General features: G+C 67.1%; 14 protein-coding genes. 10 read left to right on the forward strand and 4 right to left on the reverse strand.

Features of this window, described 5'->3' with window-relative positions:
• From KHY18_RS13305 to KHY18_RS13315, 3 genes are all read right to left on the reverse strand, one after another.
• The coding region (locus tag KHY18_RS13305) for a LysR substrate-binding domain-containing protein (protein ID WP_213300504.1) at positions 1 to 812 on the reverse strand (812 nt) is incomplete at its 3' end.
• 92 nt (positions 813 to 904) lie between these two features.
• Positions 905 to 2,332: a CoA transferase gene (locus tag KHY18_RS13310; RefSeq protein WP_213300506.1), complete on the reverse strand. Its 1,428-nt coding sequence runs from the start codon at positions 2,330 to 2,332 to the stop codon at positions 905 to 907.
• A 14-nt stretch (positions 2,333 to 2,346) separates the two neighbouring features.
• Complete coding sequence (locus KHY18_RS13315) at positions 2,347 to 3,336, reverse strand: LysR family transcriptional regulator (protein ID WP_349630291.1); 990 nt, start codon at positions 3,334 to 3,336, stop codon at positions 2,347 to 2,349.
• 206 nt (positions 3,337 to 3,542) lie between these two features.
• On the opposite strand from KHY18_RS13315, the gene KHY18_RS13320 reads away from it, so the two are divergent.
• From KHY18_RS13320 to KHY18_RS13350, 7 genes are all read left to right on the forward strand, one after another.
• The gene (locus KHY18_RS13320) at positions 3,543 to 4,553 is read left to right on the forward strand and encodes a tripartite tricarboxylate transporter substrate binding protein BugE (protein ID WP_213300510.1); all 1,011 of its coding nucleotides are present in this window, start codon (positions 3,543 to 3,545) and stop codon (positions 4,551 to 4,553) included.
• A 26-nt stretch (positions 4,554 to 4,579) separates the two neighbouring features.
• Entirely contained in the window at positions 4,580 to 6,007 is a 1,428-nt protein-coding gene (locus KHY18_RS13325) for a M20 family metallopeptidase (protein ID WP_213300513.1), read from the forward strand.
• Between the two features lie 385 nt (positions 6,008 to 6,392).
• Positions 6,393 to 7,019: an ANTAR domain-containing response regulator gene (locus KHY18_RS13330; protein ID WP_213300516.1), complete on the forward strand. Its 627-nt coding sequence runs from the start codon at positions 6,393 to 6,395 to the stop codon at positions 7,017 to 7,019.
• A 289-nt stretch (positions 7,020 to 7,308) separates the two neighbouring features.
• A complete protein-coding gene (locus tag KHY18_RS13335) occupies positions 7,309 to 8,553 on the forward strand; it encodes a CmpA/NrtA family ABC transporter substrate-binding protein (protein ID WP_213300519.1) in 1,245 nt (414 codons plus the stop codon).
• 34 nt (positions 8,554 to 8,587) lie between these two features.
• Complete coding sequence (gene ntrB / locus KHY18_RS13340) at positions 8,588 to 9,529, forward strand: nitrate ABC transporter permease (RefSeq protein ID WP_213300522.1); 942 nt, start codon at positions 8,588 to 8,590, stop codon at positions 9,527 to 9,529.
• The gene (locus KHY18_RS13345) at positions 9,526 to 10,326 is read left to right on the forward strand and encodes an ABC transporter ATP-binding protein (protein ID WP_213300524.1); all 801 of its coding nucleotides are present in this window, start codon (positions 9,526 to 9,528) and stop codon (positions 10,324 to 10,326) included. The genes ntrB and KHY18_RS13345 overlap by 4 nt, the downstream gene beginning before the upstream one ends.
• A 95-nt stretch (positions 10,327 to 10,421) precedes the next feature.
• A complete protein-coding gene (locus tag KHY18_RS13350) occupies positions 10,422 to 10,631 on the forward strand; it encodes a hypothetical protein (protein ID WP_213300526.1) in 210 nt (69 codons plus the stop codon).
• A gap of 7 nt (positions 10,632 to 10,638) precedes the next feature.
• Here the strand turns inward: KHY18_RS13350 and KHY18_RS13355 are convergent, their stop codons facing one another.
• Positions 10,639 to 11,598 carry a LysR family transcriptional regulator gene (locus tag KHY18_RS13355; RefSeq protein WP_213300528.1) on the reverse strand — a complete coding sequence of 320 codons (960 nt, stop codon included), beginning with the start codon at positions 11,596 to 11,598 and terminating at the stop codon, positions 10,639 to 10,641.
• Positions 11,599 to 11,702: 104 nt separating this feature from the next.
• On the opposite strand from KHY18_RS13355, the gene KHY18_RS13360 reads away from it, so the two are divergent.
• Genes KHY18_RS13360 through KHY18_RS13370 form a run of 3 tightly spaced genes read left to right on the forward strand, consistent with a single transcriptional unit; the run spans position 11,703 to position 15,068 of the window.
• A complete protein-coding gene (locus KHY18_RS13360; protein WP_213300530.1) occupies positions 11,703 to 13,541 on the forward strand; it encodes a gamma-glutamyltransferase family protein in 1,839 nt (612 codons plus the stop codon).
• A 35-nt stretch (positions 13,542 to 13,576) separates the two neighbouring features.
• On the forward strand, positions 13,577 to 14,545 hold the full coding sequence (locus tag KHY18_RS13365) for a Bug family tripartite tricarboxylate transporter substrate binding protein (protein ID WP_213300532.1): 969 nt from the start codon (positions 13,577 to 13,579) through the stop codon (positions 14,543 to 14,545).
• Entirely contained in the window at positions 14,538 to 15,068 is a 531-nt protein-coding gene (locus KHY18_RS13370; protein WP_213300534.1) for a GAF domain-containing protein, read from the forward strand. The genes KHY18_RS13365 and KHY18_RS13370 overlap by 8 nt, the downstream gene beginning before the upstream one ends.
• Positions 15,069 to 15,409: the final 341 nt, after the last annotated feature.

Raw genomic sequence — 15,409 nt, forward strand, 5'->3', positions numbered from 1 at the left:
CGCAGCGGCTTGAGCACCACGCCGTCCTGGCTGGGCCGGCGCGCGCCGAAGGCCTCGATCAGCGCCACGCCCACGCCCGCGCGCACCAGTCCCATGGCTTCGGGCGTGGAGCGAATCTCCACATCGGCGCGCAAGGCCAGGCCCGAGGCCGCGAAGAAATCCGCGGCCAGATTGCCGAACGGCGTGTCGCCGCCATAGCTGATGAACGTCTGGCCCACGAGATCGGCCGCGCCTATCGATTCGGCCTGGGCCAGCGGATGGCGCTCGGGCACGGCGCATTCGATGAAGCCATGGCCTATGGCGCGCGCCACCACATTGGCGCTCGACGGCGCGGGCATGGACGAGATTGCCAGATCGGCCTGGCCCAGCAGCACATGGGGCAGCAAGGCGTCGAACGGCAAGGGCCGGTATTTGATGCGCACTTCGGGAAAGCGCGCGCGAAAGCGGCGTATCGCGACCGGCATCAGCCATTCGGCATAGCTGGGGCTGGAGACCAGCGACAACTCGCCATGCGTGCCCACGGCCAGATCGCTGGCCAGCGCGTTGAAGCGGCGAACACCTTCGACAATGCTCTGCACTTCGGAAAACAGCCGCCGCGCTTCGGGCGTGGGCTGCAGGCGCCCGCGCACGCGCTCGAACATCAGCATGCGCAGCCGGCTCTCGGCCGTGGCCAGCATGCGGCTCACGGCCGGCGGCGACACGCACAGCATGCGCGCCGCGCCGCTGAGCGTGCCGGCCATCATGATGGCGTGAAAGACTTCGATCTGCCGCAGGTTCAGCGGCACGGGATGGGGCAAGGCGGTGGTGGTCATTGCGCTCGCAAGGTGACAGAGGGACTGCCACCGTGCAAGCAATTACCACGCCAGATGCCCCATTTCAGGGCATGGACCCGGCGCCGCGCGCGCTAAACCCAAGCTGGTGCGTCGGTTCCGGGCGGTACCGAAAGGCGCTCCCAGCCGGGCGCGCTGCGCGACAGCACGGCGCAATGGCGCACGGCGCGCAATGCGCCAAAGCCGCTGGCCGTGGTCTCGAGATAGGGCGTGATGTCGGGCTTGGGCTGGTCCCAGTCGCCGTGCGGCACCGCCACGGCGCCGAGTCCGCGCAACCAACGCGCCACGCCTGCAAGCGTCACGCGCACCTGCCAGCTGCCGCCTTCGCGCGCCTGGCGCAGCAGCGCGGCCTCTATGCCATAGGCGAGCAGATAGCCCGCGCTGTAGTCGAGGATCTGCATGGGCAGCGCGCGCGGCGCGGTCTGGCCGCGTGCCAGCGCTTCGTCGGCCTGCACGCCGGTCGCAGTCTGCACCAGCGAATCGAAACCGCGGCGCCCGGCCCAGGGGCCCTGCCAGCCATAGGCCGACAGCTCGGCGACGACCAGGCCCGGGCGCAGGCGCGCGAGTTCCTCGGCAGAAAACCCCTTGGCCGCGAGCGCGCCCGGCCGGTAGGCCTGCAAAAACACCTGCGACTGCGCCACGAGATCGCGCAGCGCCTGCTGGCCGCCGGCCGTGCGCAGATCGAGCTGCGCCGAGCGCTTGCCGCGGCTGGTGTCGGCAATGGCGTCGATGTTGGGCAGATGCGGGCCGTTGACCAGCATCACGTCCGCGCCATGCGCGGCCAGCGTGCGGCCCGCGACCGGCCCGGCGATGATGCGTGTGAGATCGAGCACACGCAGGCCGGCCAGCGGCTTGTCCTGTTCGGCCAGCGCGGGCCAGGGCAAGGGCGGCGCATCGCCGATTCGCTTAAGGGTCACCAGTTTCTGCTCGGCCAGCACGGCTTCATGGCCCAGCGCCTGCCATTGCGCGCTGCCGCGCACCGCCGCCACTGGCAGTCCCTTGGCCGCGGCCTGGGCTTCGAAGTCATCGGCACCCCACTGCCGCAAGGCCTGTTCCACGGCCGCGCGCTGCGTGTCGGCGCCCGTGGGCAGGCCCAGCAGCGCCAGCGCGCCATCGCGGTGGTGATCGAAATTCGCATGAATGCGCACCCAGCCCGGCGCGTCCGTCGCCGCGCCGCAGGCATAAAGCCCCGAGATCGGCGCCCAGGCATCGGGCTGCACGCCGTCAACCGTGAAATAGCCGCTGGTCTCGAACGCCGCGTGCTGGGCGTCGACGGTCACGCTCTGCGCCGGTCGGCCGGGCGCGCGCCAGCGCTCGATTTCGGTCGCGGCCAGCGCGGCCGCGCCAGCGCTGATCTGCGCCGCCGGCACAACGTTGAAGCAGCTGGCGAAACCCCGGGCCGCACCGGGGAAGGCGATGCGCGCGAGAGCATCTTCGGCCAGGCCGTGTTCAGACCAGAGCGCGGCCAGCGCCGGGTGAATCGATTCGGGGATGGGCAGCATGGGATCTTTCAGAGTCATGAACCAGGCGGCGCGGCGGGCGCATGACCCGCATCGCGCCACAGCTTGAGCATTTCGGTGAGCAGCTGGGGCCTGGCTTCGCGCTGGAACACCACGCCCAGCGGCGGCAAGGCGCACTGGAAACTGCCGGCCTGCAAGTCGAGCACCGCAAAGCGCGCGCCGCGGCCCTGGGGCTCGAGCCCGGCGACGATGCTGCGCGGCATCAAGGATACGGCCTGGGGCTGGCTCAGCAGGCCTTCAAGCACCGACAGCGACATGGTGGCCACGGGAAACCATTGCGCATCGGGCAGGCGGCTCAGGATGTCGCGCTCGAAGATATCGCGCACCGCGATGTTCGCCGAAGGCAGCACCCAGCGCGCGCAGTTCAGTTCCGCGAGCTGGAGCTGCGGCTGGCCCACGAGCGGGTGGGCATGCGAGGCGACGACCACGGCCTCGTCTTCGAGCAGCGGCTCGAAAGCGAACGCTTCGGGCAGCAGCCCGGGCTGGCGGCAAAACAGCGCGTCCAGCCCGCCGCTGATCAGCTGCGGCAGCAGCCGCGTGGCCGAGCCTTCCTGCACATCGATGTGCACCAGCGGGTGCTCGCAATAAAAGCGCGTCAGCAGCTGCGCCAGGATGGCCTGGGCGGCCGCGGGAATGGTGCCCAGGCGCAGCGCGGCCGACGCGCCCATACGTATCGCGGCCAGCGTCTGCGCGACTTCCTCGAGTTCGTTCATCACGCCGCGCGCGGCGTCGGTCAGCGCCTGGCCGGCCAGCGTGGGCCGCATGCCGCGCGCATGGCGCTCGAACAGCCGCACGTCGAGCACGCGTTCGAGTTCGGCCAGCGCCTGCGTGGCCGCCGACTGGCTCATGTGCAGGTGCGCGGCCGCGCGCACGATGGAGCCGCACTGGGCCAGCGCCAGCAGCAGCTGCAACTGGCGCAGCCGGCCATGCGTGGCGAGCCGGGAAAACAGCACTTTGCCTTCGGGGCAGTTCTCGGTGGGGAACACGGGGGAGGCGATCAGGAAGAGGAAGCGCCCATTTTGAGCCAAAGTCAGCGGCCGGCGCAATGCGAGCCATCGGCAATGCTTATGGCAGGCCCTTGATTCGGTGAGGCCGATGCAGCGCTTTTTTTCTATAGTGCCATGTCTTGCCTGCATGACCTCACTACTGGTTGTGCATGTTGCCGCGTTTCGCCCGTCCAAAGGAAAGTTCCATGAGCGCCCTGTCCCGCCCCACCCCACGCCTGTCGCTGCAATGCCTGGGCGCGGTCATCTTCACCACGCTGTGCGCCGCGCTGCCGCTGGGCGTGCAGGCGGCAGACAACTATCCGAGCAAGCCCATCAAGCTGATCGTGCCGTTCGCGGCCGGCGGCTCCACCGATATCGTCGCGCGCGTGCTGGCCGAAGGCATGCGCAGCACGCTGGGCCAGCCCGTGGTCGTCGACAACCGCGGCGGCGCGGGCGGGCTGATAGGCACGGAAGCCGTGGCCCAGGCGCCGGCCGATGGCTACACCGTGGGCATGGCCACCGTGAGCACCATGACCATCAACCCGCTGCTCTACACCCGCGCCCAGGGCCTGGGAGCGAAGCTGCTGCCCGTCGCCAATCTCGTGACCATGCCTTCGGTCTGGACCGCCCACCCCAACATGGGCGTCAACAACTTCGCCGACTTCCTCGCGAAGATCAAGGCCAAGCCCGGCGGTTTCAGCGCCGGCGTGCCCGGCGTGGGCACGCTGGGCCATCTGATGCTCGCGTCGTTCAACGACACCATGAAGACCGATATCCAGATCGTGCCCTACCGCGGCAACGGTCCGGCGCTCAACGACGCGCTCGCCGGCCAGGTGCAGGTGATGACCGATCAACTGCCTTCGGCCCTGCCGCAGATCAAGGGCGGCAAGCTGATTCCCGTCGCGCTGTCGGCCACGGCGCGCTCGCCCGATCTGCCCAATGTGCCCACGTTCAAGGAGCTGGGCTACGACGACCTCAACGCACTGGGCATCAGCTGGTTCGGCATCGTCGTGCCCAAGAACACGCCCGCTGCCACCGTGAAGAAGCTGCAGGACGCCGCCGTCAAGGCCGCCCACCTGCCCGAGGTGCAAAAGCGCCTGCAGGCGCTGGGCGCCCAGGCCACCGACATGGACCAGAGCAAGTTCCCCGCGCAGATCGCGGCCGACATCCAGCGCAACAAGGCCCAACTCGACAAGGCCGGAATCCAGCCCGAATGACGGCGTAGCGCCAGGAGACCACGCATATGAACGCAATAAACGAACTGCAGGATTTCTTCACGCGCGAGACGCCGCGCATGACCGCGCTCGCCGACCAGATCTGGTCGCTGGCCGAACTGCGCTACGCCGAGATGTCGTCGGCGCAGCTGCACATCGACGCGCTGGCGAGCGCGGGCTTTCGCATCACGCGCAATGTCGCCGGCATTCCCACGGCCTTCATGGCCGAATGGGGCGACGACGGCCCGGCCGTTGCGTTCCTGGGCGAATACGACGCGCTGTCGGGCCTGAACCAGCAAAGCGGCGCGCTGGTCTGCACGCCGTCGGTCGACAGCCCGGGCCTCGCGGGCCACGGCTGCGGCCACCATCTGCTGGGCACTTCGGCGCACTTCGCGGCGATCGCGCTGCAGGCCCACCTGCAGGCCAGCGGCCGGAAGGCGCGCATTCGCTACTACGGCTGCCCCGCCGAGGAAGGCGGCTCGGGCAAGACCTTCATGGCGCGCGCGGGCGTGTTCGATGATGTGGATGTCGCGCTCACCTGGCACCCCGCGAGCTTCACCGCGGTGTTCAGCCAGAACACGCTGGCCAACATCCAGGCCAAGTTCATCTTCCACGGCAAGGCCTCGCACGCCGCGCATTCGCCGCACCTGGGCCGCAGCGCGCTCGACGCCGTCGAGCTGATGAACGTGGGCGTCAACTACCTGCGCGAGCACATGCCTTCGGACGCGCGCGTGCACTACGCGGTCACCGACTCGGGCGGACTGTCGCCCAACGTCGTGCAGGCGCGCGCCGAAGTGCTCTATCTGATTCGCGCGGGCCGCAACCACGAGGCCGCCGAACTCTACGAACGCGTGAAGAACGTCGCGCGCGGCGCGGCGCTGATGACCGACTGCCGGCTCGAGATCGTGTTCGACAAGGCCTGCTCCAACCTGCTGCAGAACACCACACTCAACCAGGTGATGTATGCGCAGATGCAGGCGCTGGGCCAGCTGCGCCTCGACGCGCGCCAGCAGAAGCTCGCCAGCGACTTCCAGGCCACGCTGGACCCCAACGACCTCGACTCGGTCAGCCGCCCGCTGGCCGCGGTGCTGCGCGGCAAGGTGCCGGCCGTGTTCGAAGGCCTCGCGCCCTACGACCCCAAGGCGCAGGAAACCATGTTCGGCTCCACCGACGTCGCCGACGTCAGCTGGATCACGCCCACGGTGCAGGCCTGGGTCGCCTGCTATGCGTTCGGCACGCCGCTGCATTCGTGGCAAATGGTCTCGCAAGGCCAGTCGGGCCTGGCCCACGCCGGCATGGTGCACGCGGCCAAGGTGCTGACCGCGACGGCCGTGGAGCTGATCGCCAACCCGGCACTGATCGAAGCCGCGAAAGCCGAACTGCTGGAACGCCGCCAGGGCCAGCCCTATGCCTGCCCGATTCCGGCGGATGTGCCGCTGCCGTTCTTGCGCAAGTAAGCTGCACTTCTCCGCCCCGTTCGCCCTGAGCGATGTAAGCGAGACGGGGTCTCGCAAGGCGTTCAAAAGAACAGCGGGCTTCAAAATCCCCGTTCGCCCTGAGCCTGCCTCGCCGGCCGCGTCGAAGGGTGAACGGCCTGTGCTCAAGTCATGAGGACGGGCCGTTCATGGTGCGACGCGCCCGGCTAGGGAGGCTCACCACGAACGGGTCACTGTTTTGCCACTGTTTGCCAAAATCGACCACCTTCTAAGTCATTGATTTATTTGACAAAAAAGCTGTTTCTTGAGAGCTTGCCGAAGGATAGAAGGATGAACGCACAGCTTACAGATCCCCGCTGCCCCCCGTTTCGGCACAAAATGGCATTTTTCTTGCTTGTGCCAAGCCATGAGTCATCCCCTGCGCATCGTGGTCATCGTCCCGGATCTGGCCTTGCTGGACGAACAGGAAGAGCATGTGCGCCTGCAGCTCGAGCGCTCGCGCTCGTTGCGCGTGGGCTTGCTCGAAGCGCAATATGATATCGTCGCCACGCTGCCGGCCGATGTGTTTCTGAGCGAGCGCATCGCCCAGCTGCGCCCCGATCTGATCATTGTCGACGCCGAAAGCGAAGCGCGCGACGCGCTGGAACATGTGGTCATGGCCACGCGCGACGCGCGCCGGCCCATCGTGCTGTTCACCAACGACCCCGACACCACGCATGTGTCCGACGCCGTGGCGGCCGGGGTCTGCGCCTATATCGTCGAAGGCCTGGCGCCGCAGCGCATACGCCCCATCCTGCAGGTGGCGATGGCGCGTTTCAAGCATGAGGAGTCGCTGCGCGCCGAACTCCAGGATGCGCGCGACGAGCTCAAGGACCGCAAGACCATAGACCGCGCCAAGGGCATCCTGATGCAGCGCCAGTCGCTGACCGAAAAGGAAGCCTACGACCGGCTGCGCAAGCTCGCGATGGACAAGGGCATCAAGATGGTGCAAATCGCCCAGCGCATGATCGACGCGGCCGAACTTCTGGGCTGAACGCCCCGATTCAGCGCACGCGCACGGAAATGGCGCGCGATCGGGCGGCGCAAAACTGCCCCCCAGAGCCTGCGCGCAGCCGCTGCACAGGGAAAATGCAGCAACAAGCAACCTGGCACCGAAGTTGCTTAGCTAGAAGCGAGGTCAACGAAGACCCCACCGACAGGCACTCAACGACCGATCTGCCTGTCACCGGACAAAGGCGTCCCCATCACTGCACGACCAGCCCATGGCTTTCGCGCAGGATGCGGGCGCCTTTTTTTTTCGCCACTTTTTGCCGAGACTGCATATGCCCGACCTGATGAAAACCGGACTTCCGCGCCGCACCGTTCTGCAAGCCGCCGCCGTGGGGGTCGCCGGAATCTCCCCCGCCCTGCGCGCGCTGGTGCATGCCCAGGGCTCCGACGCGCCGGAGAAGAAGGAAGTGCGCATCGGCTTCATTCCGCTGACCGATTGCGCCAGCGTGGTGATGGCCTCGGTGCTGGGCATAGACAAGAAATACGGCATCAAGATCATTCCCACCAAGGAAGCGAGCTGGGCGGGCGTGCGCGACAAGCTGGTCAACGGCGAACTCGACTGCGCCCATGTGCTCTACGGCCTGGTCTACGGCGTGCACCTGGGCATCGGCGGCCCCAAGAAGGACATGGCCGTGCTCATGAACCTGAACAACAACGGCCAGGCGATCACGCTGGCCAAGAAGCTGGCCGACAAGGGCGCGGTCAACGGCGCAGGCCTGGCCAAGCTGATGGCCAGCGAAAAGCGCGAATACACCTTCGCCCAGACCTTTCCCACGGGCACGCACGCCATGTGGCTCTACTACTGGCTCGCCGCGAACGGCATCAACCCCATGAAGGATGCCAAGGTCATCACCGTGCCGCCGCCGCAGATGGTCGCGAACATGCGCGTGGGCAACATGGACGGCTTCTGCGTGGGCGAGCCCTGGAACCACCGCGCGATCATGGACGGCATAGGCGTGACCGCCGCCACCACCCAGGAAATCTGGAAGGACCACCCCGAGAAGGTGCTGGGCACCACGGCCGAGTTCGCGGACAAGTACCCGAACACCGCGCGCGCCGTCACGGCCGCCATTCTGGAAGCCGGCCGCTGGATCGATGCCAGCCTGGCCAACAAGAACCAGATGGCCGAAACCATTGCCGCCAAGTCCTATGTGAACACCAGCGTCGACGCGATCAACCAGCGCATCCTGGGCCGCTACCAGGACGGCATGGGCAAGACCTGGGACGACCCCAACCACATGAAGTTCTACAACGAAGGCGCGGTGAACTTCCCCTATCTGTCCGACGGCATGTGGTTCCTCACGCAGCACAAGCGCTGGGGCCTGCTCAAGGACCACCCCGACTACCTGGGCGTGGCCAAGGCGATCAACCGCATCGATCTCTACAAGCAGGCGGCAACCGCCTCCAAGACGCCGCTGCCCAAGAGCGAGATGCGCAGCAGCAAGCTCATCGACGGCGTCGTCTGGGACGGCGCGCAGCCGCAGAAGTACGCCGACAGCTTCAAGATCAAGGCCTGACGCTGACTCCCTGGTTTCAACGGAAGAACGCACGATGAACACACATACTTTGTCGCCCAACGCCCCGCTGCAAGCCCACGAGAGCGTGGAGTCCGTCGCGGAAGTCGCACTGCCGCTGGCCGGGCATGCGGCCCATGCCGCACCCGCCGCCACGGCCAGCGCCCGCCCGCGCGCGCCCAGCAAGCTGGTGCTGAGAATGCAGGAGCTGGTCAAGTCGGCCGTGCCGCCGCTGCTGGGCCTGGCGCTGCTGGTGCTGGCCTGGGCCGGCGTGTCCATGGCCACCGGCGGCAGCATTCCCGCGCCGGGCGCGACCTGGGAACAGGCGATCAAGCTGTTCAGCGACCCGTTCTACAGCAACGGCCCGAACGACCAGGGCGTGGGCTGGAACGTGCTGGCCTCGCTGGAACGCGTGGCCATAGGCTTCGGCCTGGCGGCGCTGGTCGGCATTCCCGCGGGCTTTCTGATCGGCCGCTTCAAGTTCCTGTCGAAGATGTTCAACCCCATCATCAGCCTGCTCAAGCCGGTGTCGCCGCTGGCCTGGCTGCCCATAGGCCTGCTGGTGTTCAAGGGCGCGAACCCCGCGGCCATCTGGACCATCTTCATCTGCTCGATCTGGCCCATGGTGATCAACACCGCGATCGGCGTGCAGCGCGTGCCCCAGGACTACATGAACGTGGCGCGCGTTCTCAATCTGTCCGAATGGAAGATCGCGACCAAGATCCTGCTGCCTTCGGTGCTGCCCTACATGCTCACCGGCGTGCGCCTGGCCGTGGGCACGGCCTGGCTGGTGATCGTCGCCGCAGAAATGCTGACCGGCGGCGTGGGCATAGGCTTCTGGGTCTGGGACGAGTGGAACAACCTCAACGTGATGAACATCATCATCGCCATCGGCGTGATCGGCATCGTGGGTCTGGCGCTGGAGCTGCTGCTGGTGCAGATCGCCAAGGCATTTACTTATGAAGAGGTGAAGTCATGAGCGACAAATTCATTGAACTCCAAGGCATCTCGCAGAGTTTCAAGACCGCCAAGGGCCTGTTCCTGGCGCTGGAGAACATCGATCTGCGCATCGCCAAGGGTGACTTCGTCGCGCTGATCGGCCACTCGGGCTGCGGCAAGTCGACGCTGCTCAATCTGATCGCCGGGCTCACCACGCCCAGCAACGGCGTGCTGCTGTGCGCCAACCGCGAAATCCAGGGCCCTTCGCCCGAGCGCGCCGTGGTGTTCCAGAACCATTCGCTGCTGCCCTGGCTCACCTGCTACGAGAACGTGCATCTGGCCGTGGAGCGCGTGTTCTCGCAGAAGGAAAGCAAGGCCCAGCTCAAGGAGCGCACCGACGCCGCGCTGGCCCTGGTCGGCCTGAGCCATGCGCGCGACAAGCGCCCGGGCGAAATTTCGGGCGGCATGAAGCAGCGCGTGGGCATTGCCCGGGCACTGTCGATGGAGCCCCAGGTGCTGCTGATGGACGAGCCGTTCGGCGCGCTCGACGCGCTCACGCGCGCCAAGCTGCAGGACGAGCTGCTGGAGATCGTCGCGCGCACGCGCAGCACCGTGGTCATGGTGACGCACGATGTCGACGAAGCCGTGCTGCTGTCGGACAAGATCGTGATGATGACCAACGGCCCGGCCGCGCGCATTGGCGAGATCCTGAGCGTTGACATCGAACGCCCGCGCAAGCGCGTCGAGCTGGCCAACGACCCCGAGTACCTGCGCTGCCGCAAGGCAGTGATGGATTTTCTCTACACGCGCCAGGCGCATGTCGAAAAAGCCGCCTGAAGCGCCGGAGCATCACGGGACGGCGGTATATTGGAGCTCAGGCCGCGCAGCGCCAGCTGCCCGGGCATCTTTGCAATTCGAGAACCGCTGATCCCATGAAAACCATTGACGAAATGCTGCACCTGGATCTGCTCACCCCCGAACAGCACCACGAGATCGGCGCCTGGATCGCCCAGGCCGATTCGCCCGAGGAAATCCTCAAGATGCCCGCGCAACTCTGGACCGCCATGGAGCGCGCCAGCGAAGTCATGGGAATCGACAAGGACCTGCTGCGCCCGCCGGCGCTGGATGCGATGGGGCTCTGATCCCGATTCAGACCTCCCGCGCCAAAATCGCCCGCCTCAGCCCATCGATCAAATCGACCTTGGGCGAATTGCGCAGCCAGGCCAGGCCCACGGGCGGCAGGCTCCAGGGCAGCGCCTGCTCCAGCACTTCGGCCGCGCCGCCCACGCACACCGCCTGGGCGATGTCGTCGGGCAGCACCGTGATGCCGCGCGGCAGATTGCGCAGCGCCGACGCGATGGTGCGCACCGCATAGGCTTCCAGCGTGGGCACGGGCACGCGCCGCCCGGCGGCCGAGAAGATCGCGTCGATCATGCCGCGAATCGGCGTGTCTGCAGGCGGAAAGATCCAGTCCATCTCCGACAGTTTGGCGATATCCACTTCGGGAAAGCGCTTGAGCAGCGCCGCGCTGGGCTGGGCCACGACCAGGCGCGGCTGCTGCTGATACAGCAGCACCTGCTCCATCGCCTCATCGCCCGGCGCGCCCTGGTCGTTCTGTGAAAAGCGGCAGATCGCGCAGTCGAGCGTGCGCGCGCGCAGCGCGGCGAACAGATTGCCCGTGACATCTTCCATCGACACCGTGGCGATCTTGGGCCGCAGCGAGAACAGGTACGACCAGGTGCTGTCGAGCACGCGCGTGGACGCATAGGGCAGCACGCCCACGCGCAGCCGGCCCTGGCGCCCGGCGCGCACGCCGTCGAGTTCGATCAGCAGCTCATCGTTCTCGGCGATCGCATACGCGGCGCGCGCGATCACGACGCGGCCCGCGGCCGTGGGCTCGAGTCCGCGCCCGGTTCTGTCAAACAGCACGGCGTTGAAGATTTCTTCGATATCGGCCAGCGCGCGCGTGACCGTGGGCTGGCTGCTGCCCAGGATTTCGGCGACGCGCGTGATCGAACGGTAGCGGTCGAGCGCGACCACCAGCCGGTAGTGGCGCAGCTTGAGGCGCGCGTCAATGGCGCGCTCGACTTCGGGCATCGAATGAGACATGGCGAACTATAGCCTGCAATGCATGGACTGATGCAAATACATTCACCCTGGCCTATTACGTGCTTCTATAGTTGGGCCCTCCTCCACTCGCACCAAAAGCAACCATGAGCGCTTTCACTACCCGTCCCGAGATCACTGGAACCTTCGGCGTGGTCTCCTCTACCCATTGGCTGGTGTCGCAGACCGCGATGGGTGTGCTCGAACGCGGCGGCAATGCGTTCGACGCCGCCGTGGCTGGCGGCTTTGTGCTGCAGGTGGTCGAGCCCCATCTCAACGGCCCGGGCGGCGAAGTGCCCATCCTGCTGTGGAGCGAGCGGCTGGGGCGCATCGAATCGATCAAGGGCCAGGGCGTGGCGCCCGCCGAGGCCGACGCCCAAGCGTTTCGCCGGCTGGGCTTCGAGCAGGTGCCCGGCATAGGCATGCTGCCCGCGACCGTGCCCGGCGCTTTCGGCGCGTGGATGACCATGCTGCGCGAACATGGCACCTGGTCGCTGGCCGATGTGCTCGCGCCGGCGATTGGCTATGCGCGCGACGGCTTCCCCCTGATCGCGCGCGCCGTGCAGGCCATCTATTCGGTGCAGGACCTGTTTCGCGAACAGTGGCCCAGCTCGGCGCAGGTCTGGCTGCCGGGCGGGCGCGTGCCCCAGCCCGGCGCGCTGTTCCAGTTGCCCAAGCTTGCCGACACCTTCGAGCGCCTGCTGCAGGAAACGCAGACCCGCGCCACGGGCCGCACCGAACAGATAGACGCGGCGATCGACATCTGGTATCGCGGCTTTGTCGCCCAGGAAATCGATCTCTACTACCGCACCGAAAAAGTGCAGGACACCAGCGGCGAGCGCCATGGCGGCCTGCTGCGCTACGACGACATGGCCAACTGGCAGGCCACGGTCGAAACCCCGCTGACGCTGGACTTCGGCCGCTACACGCTGGCCAAGTGCGGCTTCTGGAGCCAGGGCCCGGCCTTTTTACAGCAGATAGGCATGCTGCGCCACGCCGATCTGGGCCAGCACCCGCCCCACACCGCGGGCTTTGTGCACCGCATCGCCGAAGCCGCGAAGCTGGCCATGGCCGACCGCCTGGCCTGGTACGGCGACGCGCCCGGCGCCCAGCGCGCGGCGCAGATGGCCCTGCTGTCCGACGACTACCTGCGCGCGCGCTGGAGCGAGACCGGCGCACAGGCCTCGACCGAACTGCGCCCCGGAGCGCCCAGCGGCATCGCCCCGCGCCTGCCCGACCTGGGCGTGGCCGAACGCACGCTGCGCACGGCCGACACGCGCTTCGGCATAGGCGAGCCCACATTCGCCGCGCTGCCGCCGGTCGCCGAATGGGCCGAGCGAGAAGTCTTCGTGGGCGACACCTGCCATATCGATGTCATCGACCGCCACGGGAACATGGTCGCGGCCACGCCTTCGGGCGGCTGGCTGTCGTCCAGCCCGGTCGTTCCCGCGCTGGGCTTTGCGATCAACACCCGGCTGCAGATGACCTGGATGGACGAAGGCCTGGCCAACACCGTCACGCCGCGCGTCATGCCCTGCACCACCTTGTCGCCCTCGCTGGCTCTGCGCGACGGCCAGCCCTACATGGTGTTCGGCACGCCCGGCGGCGATCAGCAGGACCAATGGTCGCCGGCGTTCTTCCTGCGCCATGCGGTGCATGGCATGAACCTGCAGGAGGCCATCGATGCGCCCGCCTGGCATGTGGATCACTTCCCCGCGTCGTTCTGGCCGCGCCAGACCAAGCTCAATCAGCTGACCGTCGAATCGCGCTTCGCGCCCGAGGAAATCGCCGCGCTGCGCGCCGCGGGCCACACCGTCAAGGTGGGCGACGCCTGGTCCGAAAGCCGCATGTCGGCCTGCACGCGCGAGCACGACGCGCGCGGCCGACTGCTGCTGCGCGCCGCGGCGAATCCGCGCGGCATGCAGGGCTACGCCGTAGGCCGCTGACGCCCTCTTCACCCCTTTCAACCACTGGAGCTTCCATGATCTCTCACCGTATCCGCGCCCTGTGCGCCACCGCCTTGCTGGCCGTCGCCGGCGCCGCGTCGGCCAATTACCCCGACAAGCCCATTACGCTGATCGTTCCCTGGGCGCCCGGCGGCTCGACCGACATCCTCGCGCGCGCGCTGGGCGAGCGCATGTCGAAGTCGCTGGGCCAGACCGTGATCGTCGACAACCGCGCGGGCGCGTCGGGCAACATAGGCTCCAACATCGTCGCCAAGGCCAAGCCCGACGGCTACACGCTGCTCGTGGGCTCTATGAGCACGCACGCGATGAACCCCGCGCTGATGGCCAGCATGCCGTTCAAGGGCGTGGAAGACTTCACGCCCATCGCGCAACTGGCCAATGTGATCAACACCATGGTCGTGAGCAACTCGGTGCCCGCGAACAACCTCAAGGACTTCATCGCCTACGCCAAGGCCAATCCCGGCAAGCTCAACTACGCGACCGCGGGTCAGGGCTCGACCAACCACCTGAGCGCCGTGCTGTTCGAAAAGGCCGCGGGCATCACCATGGTGCACGTGCCCTACAAGGGCGGCGCGCCCGCCGTGGTCGACACCGTCGCCGACCAGACCCAGGTGCTGTTCTCGGCCGGCACGCAGACGCTGCCCCACGTCAAGACCGGCAAGCTCAAGCTGCTGGCCGTGACCGAAGCCAAGCGTTCGGCGCTGATGCCCGAAGGCGTGCCCACGGTCGGTGAAACGCTGCCCGGTTATGAGCTCGGTGTCTGGTACGGTCTGTTCGGCCCGGCCGGCATGCCCAAGGCCCTGGTCGACCAGTTGAACGCCGCCGCCAACGCCGCCATGGCCGACCCGGCAGTCAAGGCACGCATGGACAGCCTGGGCGTCGAAGTCGTCAAGGCCACGCCCGCGCAGTTCGCCACGGTGCTCAAGTCCGACGCCGACCGCTACGGCAAGATCATCCGCGAGCTGGGCATCAAGGGTGAGTGAAGCCACCCTGCTGACCCTGCCGCCCGCGGCCCGCAGCGCGCTGTTCGATGAACTGCCGCGCGCCGCGGATTTCTCCGCCGCGCTGCAGACCATAGAGCGCGTGCGCCAGGAACTGCTGGGCGACGGCCTGCTCACCGTGAACCATGTGCTGTGGCCCGCGCCAGCCGATGCCGCCGAGGTCATAGACCTGCAACGCATCTGGTCGTCGCGCCCCGCCGAGTACCCGGTCGCGGGCCGCAAGCGCAAGACCCTCACGCCCTGGACACGGCAGCTGCTGCTGTCGGGCGAGATCTTCCTGGGCGAAGGCCAGGCGGCGCTGGAGCAGGTGTTCGACGACAACCGGCTGATCCTGTCGATGGGCCTGCAATCGGTGATGAACGTGCCGCTGGTGCGTTCCGGCACCTGCTTTGCGACCTTCAACGTGCTGGGCACGCGCGCGCAGTGGAGCACGGCCCAGAAGCAGCAGATCGAGCTGCTGGCGGCGCTGGCCTTGCCTTGGGTGGCGGGGCATGTGGCTGCGTAGGATTTCGTTCGTACTGAGCAAAATAAGCGAGACAGCATCTCGCAATCCGCTGTAAATAAACAGCGGGCCTCACCTCCCCGTTCGCCCTGAGCGGGGTAAGCGTGACGGGGTCTCGCAAGGCGTCAAAAAGAAACAGCGGGCTTCAAAAACCCGTTCGTCCTGAGCCTGTCGAAGGATGAACGGCCTGCGCTCAAAGCATGAGGACGGGCCGTTCATGGTGCGACGCGCCCGGCCAGGGAGGCTCACCACGAACGGGTCACTGCTTTACCGCCGTTTGCCAAAATCGACCAACTTCTAGTCTTCGATTTATTTGACAACAAAAGCTGTATCTTGAGCGCCTG

The sequence above is a fragment of the Acidovorax sp. CCYZU-2555 genome (assembly GCF_018413525.1).
GTDB lineage: Bacteria > Pseudomonadota > Gammaproteobacteria > Burkholderiales > Burkholderiaceae_C > Comamonas.